Source organism: Lacinutrix algicola, assembly GCF_001418085.1.
GTDB classification, from domain to species: Bacteria; Bacteroidota; Bacteroidia; order Flavobacteriales; family Flavobacteriaceae; genus Lacinutrix; species Lacinutrix algicola.
Genome location: NZ_LIQH01000032.1, coordinates 175,635 through 193,394 on the forward strand (window position 1 = coordinate 175,635; position 17,760 = coordinate 193,394).

The 17,760-nt window shown below is 32.1% G+C and carries 14 protein-coding genes; 10 read left to right on the forward strand and 4 right to left on the reverse strand.

Going from position 1 to position 17,760, the window contains the following annotated elements; genetic code table 11:
- Nucleotides 1-10: 10 nt before the first annotated feature.
- Both ASC41_RS07300 and ASC41_RS07305 read right to left on the reverse strand, forming a co-directional pair.
- The gene (locus tag ASC41_RS07300) at nucleotides 11-382 is read right to left on the reverse strand and encodes a DUF3887 domain-containing protein (RefSeq protein WP_152971435.1); all 372 of its coding nucleotides are present in this window, start codon (nucleotides 380-382) and stop codon (nucleotides 11-13) included.
- Nucleotides 383-401: 19 nt separating this feature from the next.
- Nucleotides 402-3,158 carry a 2-oxoglutarate dehydrogenase E1 component gene (locus ASC41_RS07305; protein WP_055435981.1) on the reverse strand — a complete coding sequence of 919 codons (2,757 nt, stop codon included), beginning with the start codon at nucleotides 3,156-3,158 and terminating at the stop codon, nucleotides 402-404.
- A 115-nt stretch (nucleotides 3,159-3,273) separates the two neighbouring features.
- Here ASC41_RS07305 and ASC41_RS07310 point away from each other — a divergent pair, with 115 nt between their 5' ends.
- Nucleotides 3,274-3,807, forward strand: a complete 534-nt coding sequence (locus tag ASC41_RS07310; RefSeq protein WP_055435982.1) for a hypothetical protein — start codon at nucleotides 3,274-3,276, stop codon at nucleotides 3,805-3,807.
- Nucleotides 3,808-3,930: 123 nt separating this feature from the next.
- On the forward strand, nucleotides 3,931-4,434 hold the full coding sequence (locus tag ASC41_RS07315) for a c-type cytochrome (protein WP_055435983.1): 504 nt from the start codon (nucleotides 3,931-3,933) through the stop codon (nucleotides 4,432-4,434).
- 19 nt (nucleotides 4,435-4,453) lie between these two features.
- Here the strand turns inward: ASC41_RS07315 and ASC41_RS07320 are convergent, their stop codons facing one another.
- Both ASC41_RS07320 and ASC41_RS07325 read right to left on the reverse strand, forming a co-directional pair.
- Complete coding sequence (locus tag ASC41_RS07320) at nucleotides 4,454-4,807, reverse strand: hypothetical protein (protein WP_055435984.1); 354 nt, start codon at nucleotides 4,805-4,807, stop codon at nucleotides 4,454-4,456.
- Nucleotides 4,808-4,817: 10 nt separating this feature from the next.
- Nucleotides 4,818-5,792: a polyprenyl synthetase family protein gene (locus ASC41_RS07325; protein WP_055435985.1), complete on the reverse strand. Its 975-nt coding sequence runs from the start codon at nucleotides 5,790-5,792 to the stop codon at nucleotides 4,818-4,820.
- 157 nt (nucleotides 5,793-5,949) lie between these two features.
- Between ASC41_RS07325 and ASC41_RS07330 the strand changes: the two genes are divergently transcribed.
- The 8 genes from ASC41_RS07330 (at nucleotide 5,950) to ASC41_RS07365 (ending at nucleotide 17,733) form a co-directional block, all read left to right on the forward strand.
- The gene (locus tag ASC41_RS07330) at nucleotides 5,950-6,555 is read left to right on the forward strand and encodes a TetR/AcrR family transcriptional regulator (RefSeq protein WP_055435986.1); all 606 of its coding nucleotides are present in this window, start codon (nucleotides 5,950-5,952) and stop codon (nucleotides 6,553-6,555) included.
- A gap of 3 nt (nucleotides 6,556-6,558) precedes the next feature.
- Entirely contained in the window at nucleotides 6,559-7,866 is a 1,308-nt protein-coding gene (locus tag ASC41_RS07335) for a TolC family protein (protein WP_055435987.1), read from the forward strand.
- Nucleotides 7,867-7,888: 22 nt separating this feature from the next.
- Nucleotides 7,889-9,058: an efflux RND transporter periplasmic adaptor subunit gene (locus ASC41_RS07340; RefSeq protein WP_055435988.1), complete on the forward strand. Its 1,170-nt coding sequence runs from the start codon at nucleotides 7,889-7,891 to the stop codon at nucleotides 9,056-9,058.
- 11 nt (nucleotides 9,059-9,069) lie between these two features.
- Nucleotides 9,070-12,582 carry an efflux RND transporter permease subunit gene (locus tag ASC41_RS07345; RefSeq protein WP_055435989.1) on the forward strand — a complete coding sequence of 1,171 codons (3,513 nt, stop codon included), beginning with the start codon at nucleotides 9,070-9,072 and terminating at the stop codon, nucleotides 12,580-12,582.
- 93 nt (nucleotides 12,583-12,675) lie between these two features.
- Complete coding sequence (gene aspS, locus ASC41_RS07350; protein ID WP_055435990.1) at nucleotides 12,676-14,424, forward strand: aspartate--tRNA ligase; 1,749 nt, start codon at nucleotides 12,676-12,678, stop codon at nucleotides 14,422-14,424.
- A gap of 71 nt (nucleotides 14,425-14,495) precedes the next feature.
- Nucleotides 14,496-15,056 (forward strand): hypothetical protein, encoded by a 561-nt coding sequence (locus ASC41_RS07355; protein WP_055435991.1) that lies wholly within the window; start codon nucleotides 14,496-14,498, stop codon nucleotides 15,054-15,056.
- A complete protein-coding gene (locus tag ASC41_RS07360; protein WP_055435992.1) occupies nucleotides 15,028-15,864 on the forward strand; it encodes a tetratricopeptide repeat protein in 837 nt (278 codons plus the stop codon). Before ASC41_RS07355 ends, ASC41_RS07360 begins: the two co-directional genes overlap by 29 nt.
- Before the next feature lie 66 nt (nucleotides 15,865-15,930).
- Nucleotides 15,931-17,733, forward strand: a complete 1,803-nt coding sequence (locus ASC41_RS07365; RefSeq protein ID WP_055435993.1) for a chloride channel protein — start codon at nucleotides 15,931-15,933, stop codon at nucleotides 17,731-17,733.
- Nucleotides 17,734-17,760 lie beyond the last annotated feature (27 nt).

Below are 17,760 nucleotides of genomic sequence, written 5' to 3' on the forward strand. Positions count from 1 at the left end.
TACTGTTGTATTATTTTGAAGAATACATTTGTAATCCACTAATTTTATTATTGTTATCTAAAAGAAAAAAGGCTTCTCCTACTCCATTTTGGAAAGTTACTTTATAGTTATGCCCTGTTCTTATTATTTCTTTTAATTCGACTGCTTTAATATTACCTAAAGCTTCAGCATTAATATTTGTTTTAAAAAATGTTTTCGTTTTTTCTAATGTCAATGTTTTTTGAAAATTTGCATTAAACATATTGTAAACACTCTCGAAATCTCCATTGTTATAATTAGTTTGAAAATCTGAAATTACTGTTTTATAATTTGCTTTTTCAGTTTGAGCATAGCCCAAAGAAAAACTTAATACTGCAACTATAATTAATAAAATTCTTTTCATAATATTATATTTAAATGGTTTAACGTTGATTATTTTTTGTTTTATCAAATACGTAATCAATTACTTCTTGATGACGCTTTTTAGATCTTACAGAACTTCCTGCAGATGGTGCTCCATAAGCACGTCTTGATGCTACTCTAAATGTTTTAGCTTCATCAAAATGCATTAACATGTGTGCGTAAGCTCCCATATTTCTAGGTTCTTCTTGAGCCCAAACAATATCTTCTGCTTTATTATATTTCTTTAATGCATCGCGCATTTTCTCTGCTGGTAATGGGAATAATTGCTCTACTCTTACAATAGCAATATCATCACGTTTTAAAGTTTCACGTGTTTCATCTAAATCGTAATAGAACTTTCCTGTTACAAAAATTAATGTTTTAACCTTATCAACCTTTGCTTCTACATCATCAATTACAGTTTGAAAACTTCCGTTTGCAAAAGACTCTACAGTCGATACTGCTTTTGGGTGACGTAATAAACTTTTAGGAGTAAACACTATTAGAGGTTTTCTAAAGTTTGCTTTCATTTGTCTTCTTAACAAATGAAACATATTTTCTGGAGTTGTACAATCTGCAACAAACATATTGTCTTTTGCACATAATTGTAAATAACGCTCCATTCTAGCCGATGAATGTTCTGCTCCTTGGTTTTCATAACCATGAGGCAATAGCATTACTAATCCGTTTTGTGTTTTCCATTTATCTTCTCCTGCAGAAATATACTGGTCTAACATTATTTGGGCACCGTTACTAAAATCTCCAAATTGTGCTTCCCAAATAGTTAATGTTTTAGGGCTTGCCATAGCATAACCATAATCGAAACCTACAACACCGTATTCTGATAATAATGAATTATAAATATGGAATTGACCTTGTGTATCGCTTATGTTATTATGTAAGATAATTTCTTCTTCACTATCTTCTACCTTAACAACTGCATGTCTGTGAGAGAAAGTACCACGCTCTACATCTTGACCAGAAATTCTAACATTATAACCTTCAGTTAAAAGTGATCCGTAAGCTAAATGTTCTGCCATTGCCCAGTCTAATTGATTATCGTCGAACATCGTTTGACGAGACTCTATTAGTCTTTCTATTTTACGGATAAACTTTTTATCTTTTGGTAAGTTTGATATAACCTTAGTTATATCTTCTAAGTTCTTTTTAGAGACTTTGGTGTCTATATCTTTCATCATCTCTACTTCATCAACACGTGTAAAATCTTTCCACGTAGACTCCATAAATGGTGTGATTACTGTTTTGTCTTCTTTTCTTGAAGCGTCTAGTTTCTCTTCAAGAGTATCTTTATATGCTTTTTCTAATTGCTTAACATGATCTTTTCCTATAACACCTTGTGCAATTAATTTTTCAGCATAAATATTTCTAGGATTCGCATGCTTAGAAATTGCCTTGTATAATTTTGGTTGTGTAAAACGTGGTTCATCACCTTCGTTATGACCATATTTTCTATAACCTAACATATCTATAAATACATCACGCTTAAAATTCATTCTAAAATCTAAAGCAAATAATGTAGCGTGTACTACTGCTTCTGCATCATCTGCATTAACATGCAATACAGGTGATAATGTTACTTTACCAACATCTGTACAATATGTACTCGATCTAGCATCTAAGTAATTTGTAGTAAAACCTACTTGGTTATTTACTACTATATGTATGGTACCATTGGTTTTATAACCGTCTAATTGTGCCATTTGAACAAGTTCGTAAACCAAACCTTGACCAGCTATTGCTGCATCGCCATGGACTACTATTGGTAAAACTTTACTAAACTCGTCTTTGTAAAACTCGTCTTGTTTTGCTCTTACAATACCTTCTACAACAGCTCCTACAGTTTCTAAGTGAGATGGATTTGGCGCAATACTCAATCTTATTTCTTTACCAGAATCTGATTTTCTCTTACTTGTCCAACCTAAATGATATTTCACATCACCATCAAACACTTTTTCTTCGTAATCTTTACCGTCGAATTCGCTAAAGATATCTTTTGCCGATTTCCCAAAGATGTTTGTAAGTGTACTTAAACGACCTCTATGTGCCATTCCCATTATAAACTCTTCTACACCTAATTCTGCTGCTTTTTCAATTACGGCATCTAAAGCTGGAATTAAAGCCTCTCCTCCTTCAAGAGAAAAACGCTTTTGTCCAACATATTTAGTATGTAAAAAACTCTCAAAAGACACTGCTTCGTTAAGTTTTTTAAGTATATGCTTTTTTTGATTTGAAGAAAATGCGGGTTGATTATCATTAATATTCAACCTCTTTTGTATCCATTGGATTTCTTCAGGTTTTCTAATATACATGTATTCTACACCTATAGAATCGCAATAAATGCTTTCAAGATGATTTATAATTTCTTGAAGCGACTGTGCTCCAATGCCCAAAATCTCACCTGCACTAAAAACAGTTGACAAATCAGATTGTGATAAACCAAAATTTTCGATCTCTAAAGTTGGTGCATATTTTCTACGTGCACGTACAGGATTCGTTTTTGTAAACAAATGCCCTCTATTTCTGTAGCCATCTATTAATTTGACTACCTGAAATTCTTTTTGAACATGTTCTGGAATTTGTGTAGAAACTCCTTCTACAATGTCTCCATCCATGCCATAACTCTCACTACCAAAGTCGTAGCCTTGAAAAAAGGCTCTCCAACTTGGCTCAACAGAGTCCGGGTTTACTTGGTATTGTTCGTATAAATCAGCAAAGTATGCTGTATGTGCTGCGTTTAAAAAGGAATATTTATCCATTATTAAGTATAAGACGTGTTCGCTTCAACAAATTTTATCAAAAATACAACTTTCTCTAAAAATAGCTATGCTTTTCTTATATTTATGTCTTTCTTAACAAACTAATCTTTTTTTTATGACTTTAAAAACGCTTTCTTTAATAAAAACTGTTGCAGTATTCTTGCTACTACTCTTCACCTTTTCTACTATTTCTGCACAAGACAACAACCAAAAAAGTGATTTTTGGGAAAACGTGCGTTTTGGAGGTGGCTTAGGTTTAAGTACAGGAAGTAAAGTTTTTAGTGCCACTTTAGCACCTAGTGCTATCTACGATTTTAATTCTCAATTCTCTTTAGGTCTAGCATTAAGTGGCACATATTATAGTCAAAAAGATATTGCTAAATCTACTATATTAGGTGCGAGTATAATTAGTTTGTATAACCCTATTAACGAAATTCAATTATCTGCTGAATTTGAACAAAACCATGTAAGCAGAAATTTTGACAATCCCATTTTTATAGACGATAATTATTGGATACCTGCTTTTTTTGTTGGAGCTGGATATAGAACTAACAACATTACAATAGGTATACGTTACGATTTACTTTATGATGATAACAAAAGTGTTTACGCTAATGCTTGGGCACCGTTTATTAGGGTTTATTTTTAACAAGTCTATAAGTATTTAAGCACACAACTATTTAAGGTTAAGATAGAACAATCTTAACTAATGACTTTTATCATTTTTTATGTCTGTTTATCAATCTATTTTTGTTTAACAAATAGATAAACAATGAAAGCAATATTAAAATTAACTACCATATTATTTATAACGCTACTAGTAGGTTGTGGAGGTAAAGAAGAAAAAAAGAAAGAAAAATTCTCTTATCAAAAAAAAGCAGTAACAGAAAAAACTACAACTCCTAAAACTGAAAAAAAATCTGCATCTAAAAAAGTAGATTTAGAAAACAAAGGTGTTGGCCCCATTAAATCTGTAGACTTAAGTGCTGCTGTAAACCAAGAAATGGTAGCTCATGGAACAGATGTGTACAAGAAAATGTGTACTGCTTGCCATAGAACAGATAGAAAATTTGTTGGTCCAGCTCCAACAGGAATTTTAAAACGTAGATCTCCGGAATGGGTTATGAATATGATTTTAAATCCTGAACAAATGGTAAAAGAAGATCCTTTAGCTAAAGAATTACTAATAGAATTTAATGGTTCGCCAATGGCTAACCAAGGACTTAGTGAAGAAGATGCTAGAGCTGTTTTAGAATATTTTAGAACACTAAAATAATATACTACTTCTATAAAAATTACTTAGAATATTTATTTTTAAACCAAACCTTTTGCCATTCTCTTTTTAATATTAAAAAGGAAACTTGCTCTGCAAGTATTAAAGTATCGCTACCATCTAAACTTTTAATAGTTTCCTCTGGAACATCAATAATATAAAGAAGATTTAAATACTCGGCAAATTTTTCTTGAATAAGCTTATAAACGATTTCGTGTAGTAATAATTTTAACCTTTCAGGCAGAATATCTTCATCAAAATCAAGATCGATATTTGCGTACAAAAAATCTTTATTTAATTGAAAAATTAATTTTTTGTATAAATCTAATTGATTGGCTTCATCAATTAAATCTTGGAATGTTACAGGAAGCTTCATATTAAAAACCTTATACTTTTCTTGTCATTAAAGAATTTCCAAAAGCTTTTAAAAGTTCTTTTTTCTCTTCAGAAATATTTAATGTTTCTAAAACCAAAAAGGCTTTGTTTGTATAATTTTCAATTTCTTTCTGGGTTGCTTCCGCAGATCCACTGCTAACAAAAAATTGTTTTACAGTTTCAATTTTTTCAAAATTATCTTCTAAATTAACAGTGAACAATTGTTCTAACTGTCTTGCTTCAGAAGCATCTAAAAACGCTAAAGCTTTTAAATACAAAAATGTCTTTTTATTCTCAATAATATCTCCACCTACTTGCTTTCCAAAAGTTTCCGGATCACCAAAAGCATCTAAATAATCGTCTTGTAATTGAAACGCAATACCTAACAAACGACCAAATTCGTAAATTCCGTCTTGGTCATTTTGTGATGCCTTTGCAACAATAGCACCCATTTTCATGGCAGCACCAACTAGAACTGCGGTTTTATACTCAATCATTTTTAAATACTCTGGAATGGTAACATCTTCACGTGTTTCGAAATCCACATCATATTGTTGCCCTTCACAAACCTCTAAAGCTGTTTTACTAAATAGTTTTGCTAATGCTTGAAATGTTGCTGGTTCGTAGTTTTCAAATAATTGATAAGCCATAATAAGCATGGCATCGCCAGATAAAATACCTGTATTAGTATCCCACTTTTCATGCACTGTTTGCTCCCCTCTTCTTAAAGGTGCCGCATCCATAATATCATCATGAACCAACGAAAAATTATGAAACACCTCAATACTTAAGGCTGCATTCATAGCTTTTTTATAATCACAATTAAAAATATCTGCACTCATTAGTGTTAGAACAGGACGCAAACGTTTACCACCGAGTTTTAATATATAGTTAATAGGATCGTATAAATTTTTTGGCTCTCGCTCTTTGTGAAAATTTTCTAAATAATCTATAAATGTAGCTTGATAATCTTGAGTGTTCTGCATCGCACAAAAATAATGTAAAATAAATTCACCAAATAAAAGATCTGTGTTAAGAAAACAATAAAACTTTGGAAACTTTTATTGTTTATAAAGTTTCCTTGCATACATTTGCACTTAAATTAACAAAAGAAGTTATCCGTTTTTATGCGGAATATTAAAAATGAGAGAGAAAATTATAAATAAATCTGGAGAATTGTTTTTAACACTAGGCTTTAAAAGTGTTACTATGGATGATATTGCCAACGAACTAGGCATATCTAAGAAAACCATTTATCAGCATTTTGATAATAAAACAAAATTAGTAGAAGCAACTACTCTTAGTATCTTCAATAATGTTTGCGATGGTATAGATTGCATTTGCGAAGCATCGCATAATCCTATAGAAGAATTATACGACATTAAAATGTTTGTGATGAATTATCTTAAAAACGAAAAAACATCACCACAGTTTCAGTTAAAAAAATACTACCCGAAAATACATCAGCAATTACAAATGAAACAATTTGAAAAAATGCATGTTTCGGTAAAAGAAAGCATTCAAAAAGGTGTAGACACACATTTGTTTAGAGAAAGCATTGACGTCGATTTTATCTCTAGAATGTATTTTAATGGCATGTCTGGTATTAAAGATGAAAATATTTTTCCATCTACATTATTTACATTGGAATATTTAATGGAAAGTTATTTAGAATATCACCTAAGAGCCATTTGCAGCGAAAAAGGATTACAAACACTCGATAAATTTATTAACATCAATCAATCTTAACTAATGAGAAAATTACTCATATTATTTAGTTTAATTATTAGCACTATTACATACTCACAAGACACCAAAACTGAGTTTACTTTACAAGAAGCTATAGATTATGCTTTAGAAAACAACCGACAGTCTAAAAATGCAGCTTTAGATATCGATGCTGCCATTAAACAAAAATGGGAAACTACAGCAACTGGACTACCTCAAATTAGTGCTACTGTAGATTATCAAAATGCACTAAAACGAAACGTTTTTGTTTTTGGAGATGAAATAATACAAGCCGGATCAAAGCATACTTTAACAGGAACCGCAACATTAAGCCAATTACTTTTTGATGGTTCTTATCTTGTTGGACTTCAATCTGCAAAGGTATATTTAGAAATTTCTAAAAATGCTAAAATTAAAACAGATTTAGAAGTTCGAAAATCTGTTATAAACGCATACGGAAATGTGCTTTTAGCAAAAGAAAGTGTTTCTATATTAGAAAGAAACATAGCTGTACTAGAAAAAAACTTAAATGATATTACCAAGATTTTCGAAAATGGATTAGAAGAAGAAGAAAGTGTAGAACAATTAAAAATCACACTGTCAAGTGTAAAAAGTAACCTAAACAATACCACACGTTTAAAAAATTTAGCGCACCAAATGTTAAATATAACAATTGGTAAACCTATAAACGAGAGTATTATTGTTACTGAAGATCTTGATGCTTTAGCTGTTGAAAACATACAGTTAGAATTATTAGACACTGCAAACAATGCAGAAAACACAATAGATTACAAGATTGCTGTAAATGACAAAGTCTCTAAAGAATTATTAGTAAAACTTGAAAAAAGCAAAGCGCTACCAAGATTAAGTGCTTTTGTTAATGGTGGGTATTCTGGAAATAGAGAATCTTTCAATTTTACAAATACGGACGAAAAGTGGTATGGATCTTCCATTTTTGGAGTAAGTTTAAATGTTCCAATTTTTAGTTCGGGTATGAGAAGTGCTGCAACCCAACGTGCTCAAATTAATTTAGAGAAATCTAAAATTAACTTAACAGAAACCGAGCAGGTACTTAATTTACAAATACAGTCTGCCAAGAGTGATTACCAATTTGCAATTGAAGACTATCAAAACAAAAAAGAAAACCTAGCGCTTGCAGAGCGTATTGAAAATAAAAATCAAATTAAATTTTTTGAAGGTATTAGCTCAAGTTTCGATTTAAGACAAGCACAAACCCAATTGTATACTGCACAACAAGAATTACTTCAAACAATGTTAGATGTTATTACTAAAAAAGCAGAACTAGAAACATTACTAAACACAACTATCTAATCAATTTTACAAAACATTAATTATGAAACATATAATCACACTTTCTTTTTTAGCTATTTTATTAGCCTCTTGCGGTGGAAATAAAAAAAACACAGTTGAAAAAGTTTTAGAAACTAATAACCTAGAAAGTATTAGAGCAAAAAGAACAGAGCTAGTAGCAGAGCAAGATGCTGTTCATTCTAAAATAAAGTTATTAGACGACAGAATAAAAACACTAGACACAACTAAAAACGTTCCTTTAATTACCACTTTTATAGCTAAAGAAGAGGTTTTTAATCATGTATTAGAATTGCAAGGAAATGTAACCACAAAAAACCTTTTAGTAATCACACCAGAGTTTAGTGGCATACTAACAAGTATGTATGTAACCGAAGGACAACGCGTAGCTAAAGGACAAATTTTAGCGAAAATTGATGATGGAGGATTAAGCCAACAGTTAGCACAATATAAGATACAAGCAGATTTAGCTAAAACTACTTTTGAACGTCAAGAACGTTTATGGAATCAAAAAATTGGTAGCGAAATACAATATCTACAAGCAAAATCATCTTACGAAGCGCAACAGCAAGCCATTAACCAATTACAACAACAATTAAACAAAACAACTGTTAGAGCACCATTTAGCGGTACTATTGACGATGTTATTACAGAAAAAGGAAGTGTTGTTGCCGCTGGACAAACACCATTAATACAAATTGTAAACTTAGACAAAATGTATATTGAAACAGATGTGCCAGAAAGCTATGTTGCAGATGTTGTAAAAGGTAAAAATGTAACTGTCGAGTTTCCAATTTTAGGAAAAACGATAGATACAAAAATCCGTCAAGCAGGAGATGTTATTAATCCAGCAAACAGAACTTTTAAAATAGAAGTAGATGTTCCTAATAAAGATAAAAGTGTTAAACCAAACTTAACAGCAAGACTTAAAATAAACGATTACACCAATCCAAAAGCCATTCTAGTACCACAAAGTATTATTTCGGAAAATGCAGATGGAGAGCAATATGTTTATGTTGTAAAAAATAAAAAAGATAATAATGAAGGTGAAGTAACCAAAATTATTATTAAAACAGGAAGAACACAAGGTGATGTTATTGAAGTTTTAGCAAACATAGAAAATGGAGCAGAACTTATTAAAGAAGGAGCACGTAGTGTAAAAGATGGACAAACTGTTAAAGTAATAAACTACTAAACCAAAAAAAAATGACTAAAAAGAAAAAACAAGTCGATAAAGAATTTGGTTTATCATCGTGGGCAATTAACAACAAAACCACAATGTATGTGCTAATTGCTGTTATCTTTTATTTAGGTATTGCTGCCTTTTTCAGCATGCCTAGAGAGAACTTTCCCGAAGTAAACGAAACAAAAATTTACGTTAGTTCTATTTACCCAGGAAACACTGCCGAGGATATAGAAAAACTAATTACAGATCCATTAGAAGATAAACTAAAAACAGTAAGTAACGTTGTAGAAATAACCTCAACATCTCAAGAAGATTACTCTATGTTAATTGTTGAGTTTGATGAAGGTATTACCGTAGATCAAGCCAAACAAAAGGTTAAAGATGAAATTGATACAGAAACCTCTGGAGAAGATTGGCCAAGCTTTAATGGTGCTAAAGTAGAACCAGATGTATTTGAATTAAGTTTATCTGAAGAAATGCCAATCCTGAACATTAATATCTCAGGAGATTATCCTATTCAAAAATTAAAAGATTTTGCTGAATACCTTCAGGATGACATTGAAGATTTACAAGAAATTAAAAAAGCAGATATTCGAGGAGCACAAGAAAAAGAAGTTGAAGTTGCTGTAGACATCTATAAAATGATGGCAGCACAAGTTACTTTTAATGATATTACAGGTGCCATTAATAATGGAAATCTAACAATGTCTGCAGGTAATTTAAAAGCTAGCGGACAAAGGCGTACCATTAGAATTTTAGGTGAAATTGAAAAACCTTCGGAATTAGAAAACTTTGTGGTTAAATCTGAAAAAGGAAAATCTATTTACTTAAAGGATATTGCAACTGTTACATTTCATGAAGAAGACAAAACAACATTTGCAAGAGAATACGGAGAACCTGTTGTTATGCTAGACGTAAAAAAACGTGCTGGTAAAAACATGGTTGCTGCAGCAGAGCAAATTCAGGTTATTGTTGAAAATGCTATTGCTAATGTGTTTCCTCCAGATTTAAAAGTAACAATTACTAACGATCAATCTTCAAAAACTATTGGTCAAGTAGACGACTTAGTAAACAACATTATTTTTGGTGTTATCTTAGTAGTCACTGTTTTAATGTTCTTTTTAGGATTTAAAAACGCCCTATTTGTTGGTTTTGCTATTCCAATGTCCATGTTTATGTCGCTTATGATATTAGAATTACTTGGGCAAAGTTTAAATACAATGGTACTTTTCGGCCTTATTATGGGACTTGGTATGCTTGTAGATAACGGTATTGTAGTTGTAGAAAACGTGTATCGTTTAATGGAAGCCGAAGGTATGGGCAGAATTGAAGCTGCAAAAAAAGGTATTGGTGAAATTGCTTTCCCTATTATTATTTCCACAGCAACAACTGTTGCCGCTTTTACACCTTTAGCCTTTTGGCCAGGAATTATGGGAGAGTTTATGAAAATTCTACCAATAACATTATCTGTAGTATTAGGATCTTCCTTATTTGTAGCCATATTTTTCAACTCTGTATTAGTGTCTAAATTCATGACTATTGAAGATAAAGACATGCCTTTAAAGCAAATTATTAAAACAACAATAATAGTTGGTGTTATTGGTGTACTTATTCTATTATTTGGTGGTACCTACAAAGGCTTAGGTACAGTAATGATTTTTACTGCGATTATGCTTTGGGCTTACCGTTTCTTTATCCGTAAATGGGCAAATAGCTTCCAGAATAAAGCATTGGTAAATTTAGAAAACTGGTACGAGCGTCAATTACGTGGTGCACTTTCTGGATGGAGACCTTACATTTTAAGTATTGGTACCTTTTTACTACTAATCGCATCGTTTATCGCTTTTGGTATGTCATTAAGTGCTAAAAGAACTAAAGTTGAGTTTTTCCCAGATAACAAACCAAATCAAATTATTGTTTATATCGAGTATCCTCAGGGAACTGCAATCGAGAAAACAAATGCTATTACTAAAGAAATTGAAAAACGTGTCTTTACAGTTGTAAACCAAGAAAAATACATATTTGAAGGCGAGAACTTTTTAGTAGAAAGTACAGTCTCACAAGTTGGTGAAGGTGCAGGAAACCCGCAAACCGATGGTGGATCTGCTGCCGAGATGCCTCATAAAGGTAAGATTACAGCATCCATGCGTGAGTTTAAATTTAGACGCGGAGAAGATAGTGAGTTACTTCGCCAAGAAGTACAAGCCGCATTAGTTGGTATTTATCCAGGTGTTTTAATTTCTGTTGAAAAAGATGTTAATGGTCCACCTGCTGGCTCTCCAATTAATATTGAAATTGAAGGCGACGATTACAACGAGCTTATTGCAACTGCCGAAAACATGCGTGAGTTTATAAACACCAAAAATATTGCTGGTATCGATGAGCTTAAAATTGATGTTAATAAAGATAAGCCTACAATGCGAGTTACTATCGACAGAGAAAAAGCTGGTGAATTAGGTATTAGTGCCGCACAAGTAGGACAACAATTACGTAATTCAATCTTTGGTTCTAAAGCTGGAATTTACAAAGAAGATGGAGACGATTTTGATATTTACGTTCGTTTTAACGAAGAAAATAGATATAATAAAAGTGCATTATTTAATCAAAACATTACGTTTAGAGATAATACTGGACAAATAAAAAGTGTCCCTGTTTCTGCTGTTACAAAATACGAAAACAACTCAGGTTTTAGTGCTATTAAACACAAAGACACCAAACGTGTTGTAACGGTTTATTCTGCTTTATCTCCGGGTTATACAGATGCTGCAGCCATTGTAAGTCAAATTCAAAACGAAATGAAAGCTTATGAAGGTTTACCAACCAATATTAAAATTGATTACACAGGTCAAATTGAAGAACAAAACAAACAAATGCTCTTTTTAGTTGGTGCATTCTTTACAGGATTAGGTTTAATATTTTTTATCTTAATATTTCAATTTAATTCAGTTTCTAAACCAACAATAATCATGATTGCCATTTTCCTTAGTTTTATTGGTGTATTTGGTGGTATTGTAATTTCAGGAAGCGCATTCGTTATCATGATGACAATGGTTGGTATTATATCACTTGCAGGTATTGTTGTAAACAACGGTGTAGTACTTTTAGATTATGCACAATTGCTTATAGATAGAAAAAAAGTAGAATTAGATTTAGAAAATGAAGATTACTTATCTAATCAAGATCTATTTGAAAGCATTGTAAAAGCAGGAAAAGCACGTTTAAGACCCGTTTTACTAACAGCAATTACTACCATTTTTGGTTTAATTCCTTTAGCTATTGGTTTAAACATTAACTTCTTTACACTGTTTGCAGACTTTGATCCAAATATTTATATGGGAGGAGACAACGTTGTCTTTTGGGGACCACTAGCTTGGACAGTAATATATGGTTTACTAATCGCTACTTTCTTAACATTAATTGTAGTACCAATATTATTTTTCTTGTCTGTGAAATTAAAAATGTGGTTGAAGAGTAAATTTTCTTCAGATAGAACTGAAGAAATAATTACCATCGAAACTATAAATCAAGAGTAATTTATCAATTAATTAAATAGTATAAACGATTTAAACAAAAAATCCGAAGTCTTTACTTCGGATTTTTTACTTTTGCATTTCTAATAAAATATTATGTACAGAAGTCATAACTGCGGTGAATTAACTGCATCGCATATAAATACAGAAGTAACCCTCTCAGGATGGGTTCAAAAATCAAGAGATAAAGGTTTTATTGTTTGGGTAGATTTACGTGATCGTTACGGAATTACTCAACTTGTTTTTGATGAAGAAAGAACCTCTAAAGACATGCTTGAAAAAGCACAAAAATTAGGACGTGAGTTTGTTATACAGGTTAAAGGAACTGTAATTGAACGTGCTTCCAAAAACCCTAATATGCCAACTGGTGAAATTGAGATTTTAGTTTCAGAATTAAATATCTTAAACGAAGCTTTACTTCCTCCTTTTACTATTGAAGATAAAACCGATGGAGGAGAAGATATTAGAATGAAATATCGTTACTTAGATATTAGACGTAATCCTGTAAAAAACAGCCTTATTTTTAGAGCTAAAGTAACTCAAGAAGTAAGAAACTATTTATCTAATGGTGGTTTTATTGAAGTTGAAACTCCTTATTTAATTAAATCTACACCAGAAGGTGCTCGTGATTTTGTCGTACCTTCTCGTATGAATGAAGGCGAATTTTACGCATTACCACAGTCGCCTCAAACATTTAAGCAATTGCTTATGGTTGGCGGAATGGATAAATACTTCCAGATTGTAAAATGCTTTAGAGATGAAGATCTACGCGCAGATAGACAACCAGAATTTACGCAAATTGATTGCGAAATGGCATTTGTTGAACAAGAAGATATTTTAAATATTTTTGAAGGATTAACACGTCACTTACTTAAAGAAGTTAATGGTGTTGAAGTAGACAAATTTCCACGTATGCTTTACGACGATGCAATGCGTTTATACGGAAACGACAAACCAGACATTAGATTTGGGATGGAGTTTGGTGAGTTAAATGCAGTAACACAACATAAAGAATTTGGTGTCTTTAATAGCGCAGAATTAGTTGTTGGTATCGCTGTTCCTGGAGGAAACGCTTACACAAGAAAAGAAATAGATAAATTAATTGATTGGGTAAAGCGTCCACAAGTTGGTGCTTTAGGCATGATTTATTCGCGTTGTAATGACGATGGAACATATAAATCTTCTGTAGATAAATTCTACGATCAAGACGATTTATCCAAATGGGCAGAAATTACTGGCGCAAAAGCTGGAGATTTAGTTTGTGTACTATCTGGAGAAACAAACAAAGTACGTGCACAATTATCTGCTTTACGTATGGAATTAGCAACACGCTTAGGTCTTAGAGACCCTAAAGTATTTGCTCCTCTATGGGTAATTGATTTCCCATTATTAGAATTAGACGAAGAAACTGGTCATTATCACGCAATGCACCATCCATTTACCTCTCCAAAACCAGGTCAAATAGAATTATTAGACACTAATCCTGGAGATGTTAAAGCGAACGCTTACGATTTAGTCCTTAACGGAAACGAAATTGGAGGTGGATCTATACGTATACACGATAAAGCGACACAAGCTATCATGTTAAAACACTTAGGTTTTAGCGATGAAGATGCAAAAGCTCAGTTTGGCTTCTTAATGGATGCTTTCGAATATGGTGCTCCTCCACATGGTGGTTTAGCCTTTGGTCTAGATAGATTGGTTGCTATTTTAGGCGGACAAGAAACTATTAGAGATTTTATTGCGTTCCCTAAAAATAATTCTGGTCGCGATGTAATGATCGATGCTCCTGCTCCAATTGATGCAGCGCAATTAAAAGAATTAAACTTAAAGCTTGATTTGTAGTTTATACCTTCAAGTCAACCGTTTATAAATGAATCCTGCTTTTTGCAGGATTTTTTTGTTAAATTACATTCATGAAACGAAAGAAGGTATTTAAAATAATAGGAATCGTGCTCCTTGTAATCGTACTCTCAATAGCCGGATTAATTGGTTATAGTTATTATTACTATACAAAAGCTTACGATACCACAAACAAGCCATACAAAAACTATATTGGCTATGTCGATCAAGAAAATGCATTGTTAAATGACACTTACCAACTTTGTGGAGATGGTTACATACAAAGAACTTATAACGGAGCTGGTTTAGAGGCTTATTCTATAAACAAAGGACACTTTAGAGACCAATTAAATAAACAGAACAGCTTTTCGCAATATCAAGATTCTGGATATTTAAATTTTAGATTTCTAGTTAACTGCGAAGGCAATGCTGGTTGGTTTGAAGTTGTAGAAATGAATTTAGACTTAGAAGAACAGAAACTCAATTCAAATTTAGTTAACAACCTTTTAGAGTTCACATCTCAACCCGAGCATTGGAATATTTTAAGCTACAAAAAAGACAATACACCTTATAATTATTACATGTACATCTCATATAGAATTGAAAATGGAAAAGTCACTGAAATTATACCTTAGTCTATTTTGCTTACTAGTGCTTTTTTCTTGTAAAAAAGAAACCAGCCTAACACCAGCTGAAAAAAGAGAGCTAGCCGAAAAAACATATAAAAAAGCGATACAGTTTATGCAAGGCTCAACTGCTTTTCAAAATGGAATCGCAGAGGCTGTTGCAATAGATTCAACCTATGAACCTGGTGTTTATGAGCTATCTGTTGCCGACTTAAAAAGAGGCCTACCACACAAATGGCTACCACAATACAACAAAGCCGTAAAACTCGATTCTGTAACAAGAATTCCATGGCGTGGCTACCTATACTTATGGTTTTACAGGGATTATAAAAAAGCAATTGCCGATTTTGACGCCAGCGATACGTTAACACCAGATTTTATAGATGCTCCTCAAGGGCATAGTGTAGATTATTGGCGAGGCATTGCCTATCTAGGTTTAAACGATTATAAAAATTCTAATGCTTATTTTGAAAAACATATCGCTAAAGAAACCAAAGAATTCGGTGAAGACTATGTCGATATTACTGCTTTTCTATACAATGGTATTTCTTATTTTGAAGCAGGAAATTATGAAAAAGCACTTTTAAACTTCAATAAACAATTAGAATACTCTCGCAACCTCAGCGCAGATGCTAAATATTATAAAGCACAAATTTTTATAACTGAAGATAAAAACAAAGAAGCTTTAGAAACCATTAATGAAGCCATAGATGATTTTAATCAAGGTTACAATAACACCCGTGGATATGTAGAAACTATGAAGCAAATTTATATTCAAGATTTAACCAATCTCAAATCCAAGATTGAAAACCTATAAATTCTTTTAATATTAAAATCCTGCTTCTCGCAGGATTTTTTGTTACTTTGATTTAAGTAACAACTCATGCCAAAAAAAACATTACTTAAGCGCATTTTAATTTGGAGATATAAACATATCTCACAAAAAAACTTTGTCTTTATATTAAGTATTCTGGTTGGTCTTTTTGCTGGCATTGCATCGGTAACTCTTAAAAACTTAACTTTTACTATTCAGGCCGCTTTAGAAAAAGGTATTATTTTTTCTCAAAAGCAACTCTATTTTGTCCTCCCTTTTATTGGTTTACTTTCTGTTTACTTAATAAAAAAATACTTTTTCAGAAAAGCATTTAATCCTGCTACTCCAACATTTATTAAAAGAGCTATTCCTTCGTTATTGTATTCTCTATTAAGGCAAAAAGGTTTGTTGTCTTATAAGCTAATATTTCATCCTTTAATTATGGCACCTTTAACAGTTGGTTTTGGTGGTTCGGTTGGGTTATTAGGTCCAGCAATTACATCAGGCTCTGCTATAAGTTCTAATTTAAGTAGACTGCTTCATATCGATAAAAAAACAAGAACTTTACTTATTGCTTGTGCTACCGCTGGAGCAATGGCTTCCATGTTTAAATCCCCAATTGCAGCAATTGTTTTTGCAGTAGAAGTCTTTAGTTTAGATTTAACATTCGCCTCATTATTACCGCTTTTAATAGCTTCTATATCTTCAGTATTAACATCTTATTTTTTTCTAGGAGACGAGGTTCTTTTTAATTTTACTATTACAGACAAATTTACCATTAACGATACGCTATTTTTTATCGCATTAGGCATTTGTACAGGTGTAGCTTCATTATATTTTACAAAAATATACTTTGCTATTTATTCCTTTTTTGAACAATTTAAAACACGCTTTTTAAAATTACTTGTTGGTGGTTTTTCTATTGGTATCATGCTGTATTTTATTCCTCCTCTTTATGGTGAAGGTTTAAGTTTTACAAAAGATTTATTCGATGGTAATCATTTACACGCCTTAGGCTCATCATTTTTCGATGACTATTTAGATAACATCTGGGTTGTAATCGCCTTACTTATTGGTTTTACCATATTTAAAGCCATTGCCATGACTACCACATTTGCTGCTGGTGGTGTTGGTGGTGTTATTGTACCAACCATGGTAATGGGAAGTGCCTTAGGAAATGTTGCTGCTAAAATTATTAATAATCTAGGCTTAGGACATCAAGTTTCTGAAGCTAATTTCACCTTAGTTGGTATGGCCGGTTTAATTGCAGGAGTAATTCATGCACCTTTAACAGCTATTTTCTTGATTGCTGAAATTACTGGTGGTTACGAATTATTTATCCCATTAATGATTACAGTTGCCATTTCATATATGATTACAAAAAACTATATGGAGCATACCATATTTACAAAAGAACTAGCCGAAAGAGGAGACTTGTTAACAGACGATAAAGATCAAAATGTTTTAACATTAATGAGAATTGATGCTATTATTGAAAAAAACTTTGTGCAATTACATCCAGAAATGTCTTTAGGAGAAATGCTACATGAAGGTGTTGCAAAATCTAATAGAAATTTATTTCCGGTTACAAACACCAAAAGTGAGCTCGTTGGTATTATACTCTTAGACGACATTAGAACTGTTATGTTCGACCAATCTTTATACGAGTGTACAAGCGCCGAAACTTTTATGCATAATCCACCAGATTACATTATTTACGAAAAAGATACTATGCAAAAGGTTATGAAAAAATTTCAAAGTTCTGGAGCTTGGAATTTGCCTGTAATTAAAAACGGAAAGTATATTGGTTTTGTTTCTAAATCAAAACTATTAACAGCATATAGACAACAATTAATTAATGTATCCTCTTAGCAATTAATTTTGATTAATTTCGCAATA

Coding starts and splice junctions, on each gene's coding strand:
- ASC41_RS07300 (WP_152971435.1), bottom strand. CDS start 382: ATGAAAAGAATTTTATTAATTATAGTTGCAGTATTAAGTTTTTCTTTG.
- ASC41_RS07305 (WP_055435981.1), bottom strand. CDS start 3,158: ATGGATAAATATTCCTTTTTAAACGCAGCACATACAGCATACTTTGCT.
- ASC41_RS07310 (WP_055435982.1), top strand. CDS start 3,274: ATGACTTTAAAAACGCTTTCTTTAATAAAAACTGTTGCAGTATTCTTG.
- ASC41_RS07315 (WP_055435983.1), top strand. CDS start 3,931: ATGAAAGCAATATTAAAATTAACTACCATATTATTTATAACGCTACTA.
- ASC41_RS07320 (WP_055435984.1), bottom strand. CDS start 4,807: ATGAAGCTTCCTGTAACATTCCAAGATTTAATTGATGAAGCCAATCAA.
- ASC41_RS07325 (WP_055435985.1), bottom strand. CDS start 5,792: ATGCAGAACACTCAAGATTATCAAGCTACATTTATAGATTATTTAGAA.
- ASC41_RS07330 (WP_055435986.1), top strand. CDS start 5,950: ATGAGAGAGAAAATTATAAATAAATCTGGAGAATTGTTTTTAACACTA.
- ASC41_RS07335 (WP_055435987.1), top strand. CDS start 6,559: ATGAGAAAATTACTCATATTATTTAGTTTAATTATTAGCACTATTACA.
- ASC41_RS07340 (WP_055435988.1), top strand. CDS start 7,889: ATGAAACATATAATCACACTTTCTTTTTTAGCTATTTTATTAGCCTCT.
- ASC41_RS07345 (WP_055435989.1), top strand. CDS start 9,070: ATGACTAAAAAGAAAAAACAAGTCGATAAAGAATTTGGTTTATCATCG.
- aspS (WP_055435990.1), top strand. CDS start 12,676: ATGTACAGAAGTCATAACTGCGGTGAATTAACTGCATCGCATATAAAT.
- ASC41_RS07355 (WP_055435991.1), top strand. CDS start 14,496: ATGAAACGAAAGAAGGTATTTAAAATAATAGGAATCGTGCTCCTTGTA.
- ASC41_RS07360 (WP_055435992.1), top strand. CDS start 15,028: ATGGAAAAGTCACTGAAATTATACCTTAGTCTATTTTGCTTACTAGTG.
- ASC41_RS07365 (WP_055435993.1), top strand. CDS start 15,931: ATGCCAAAAAAAACATTACTTAAGCGCATTTTAATTTGGAGATATAAA.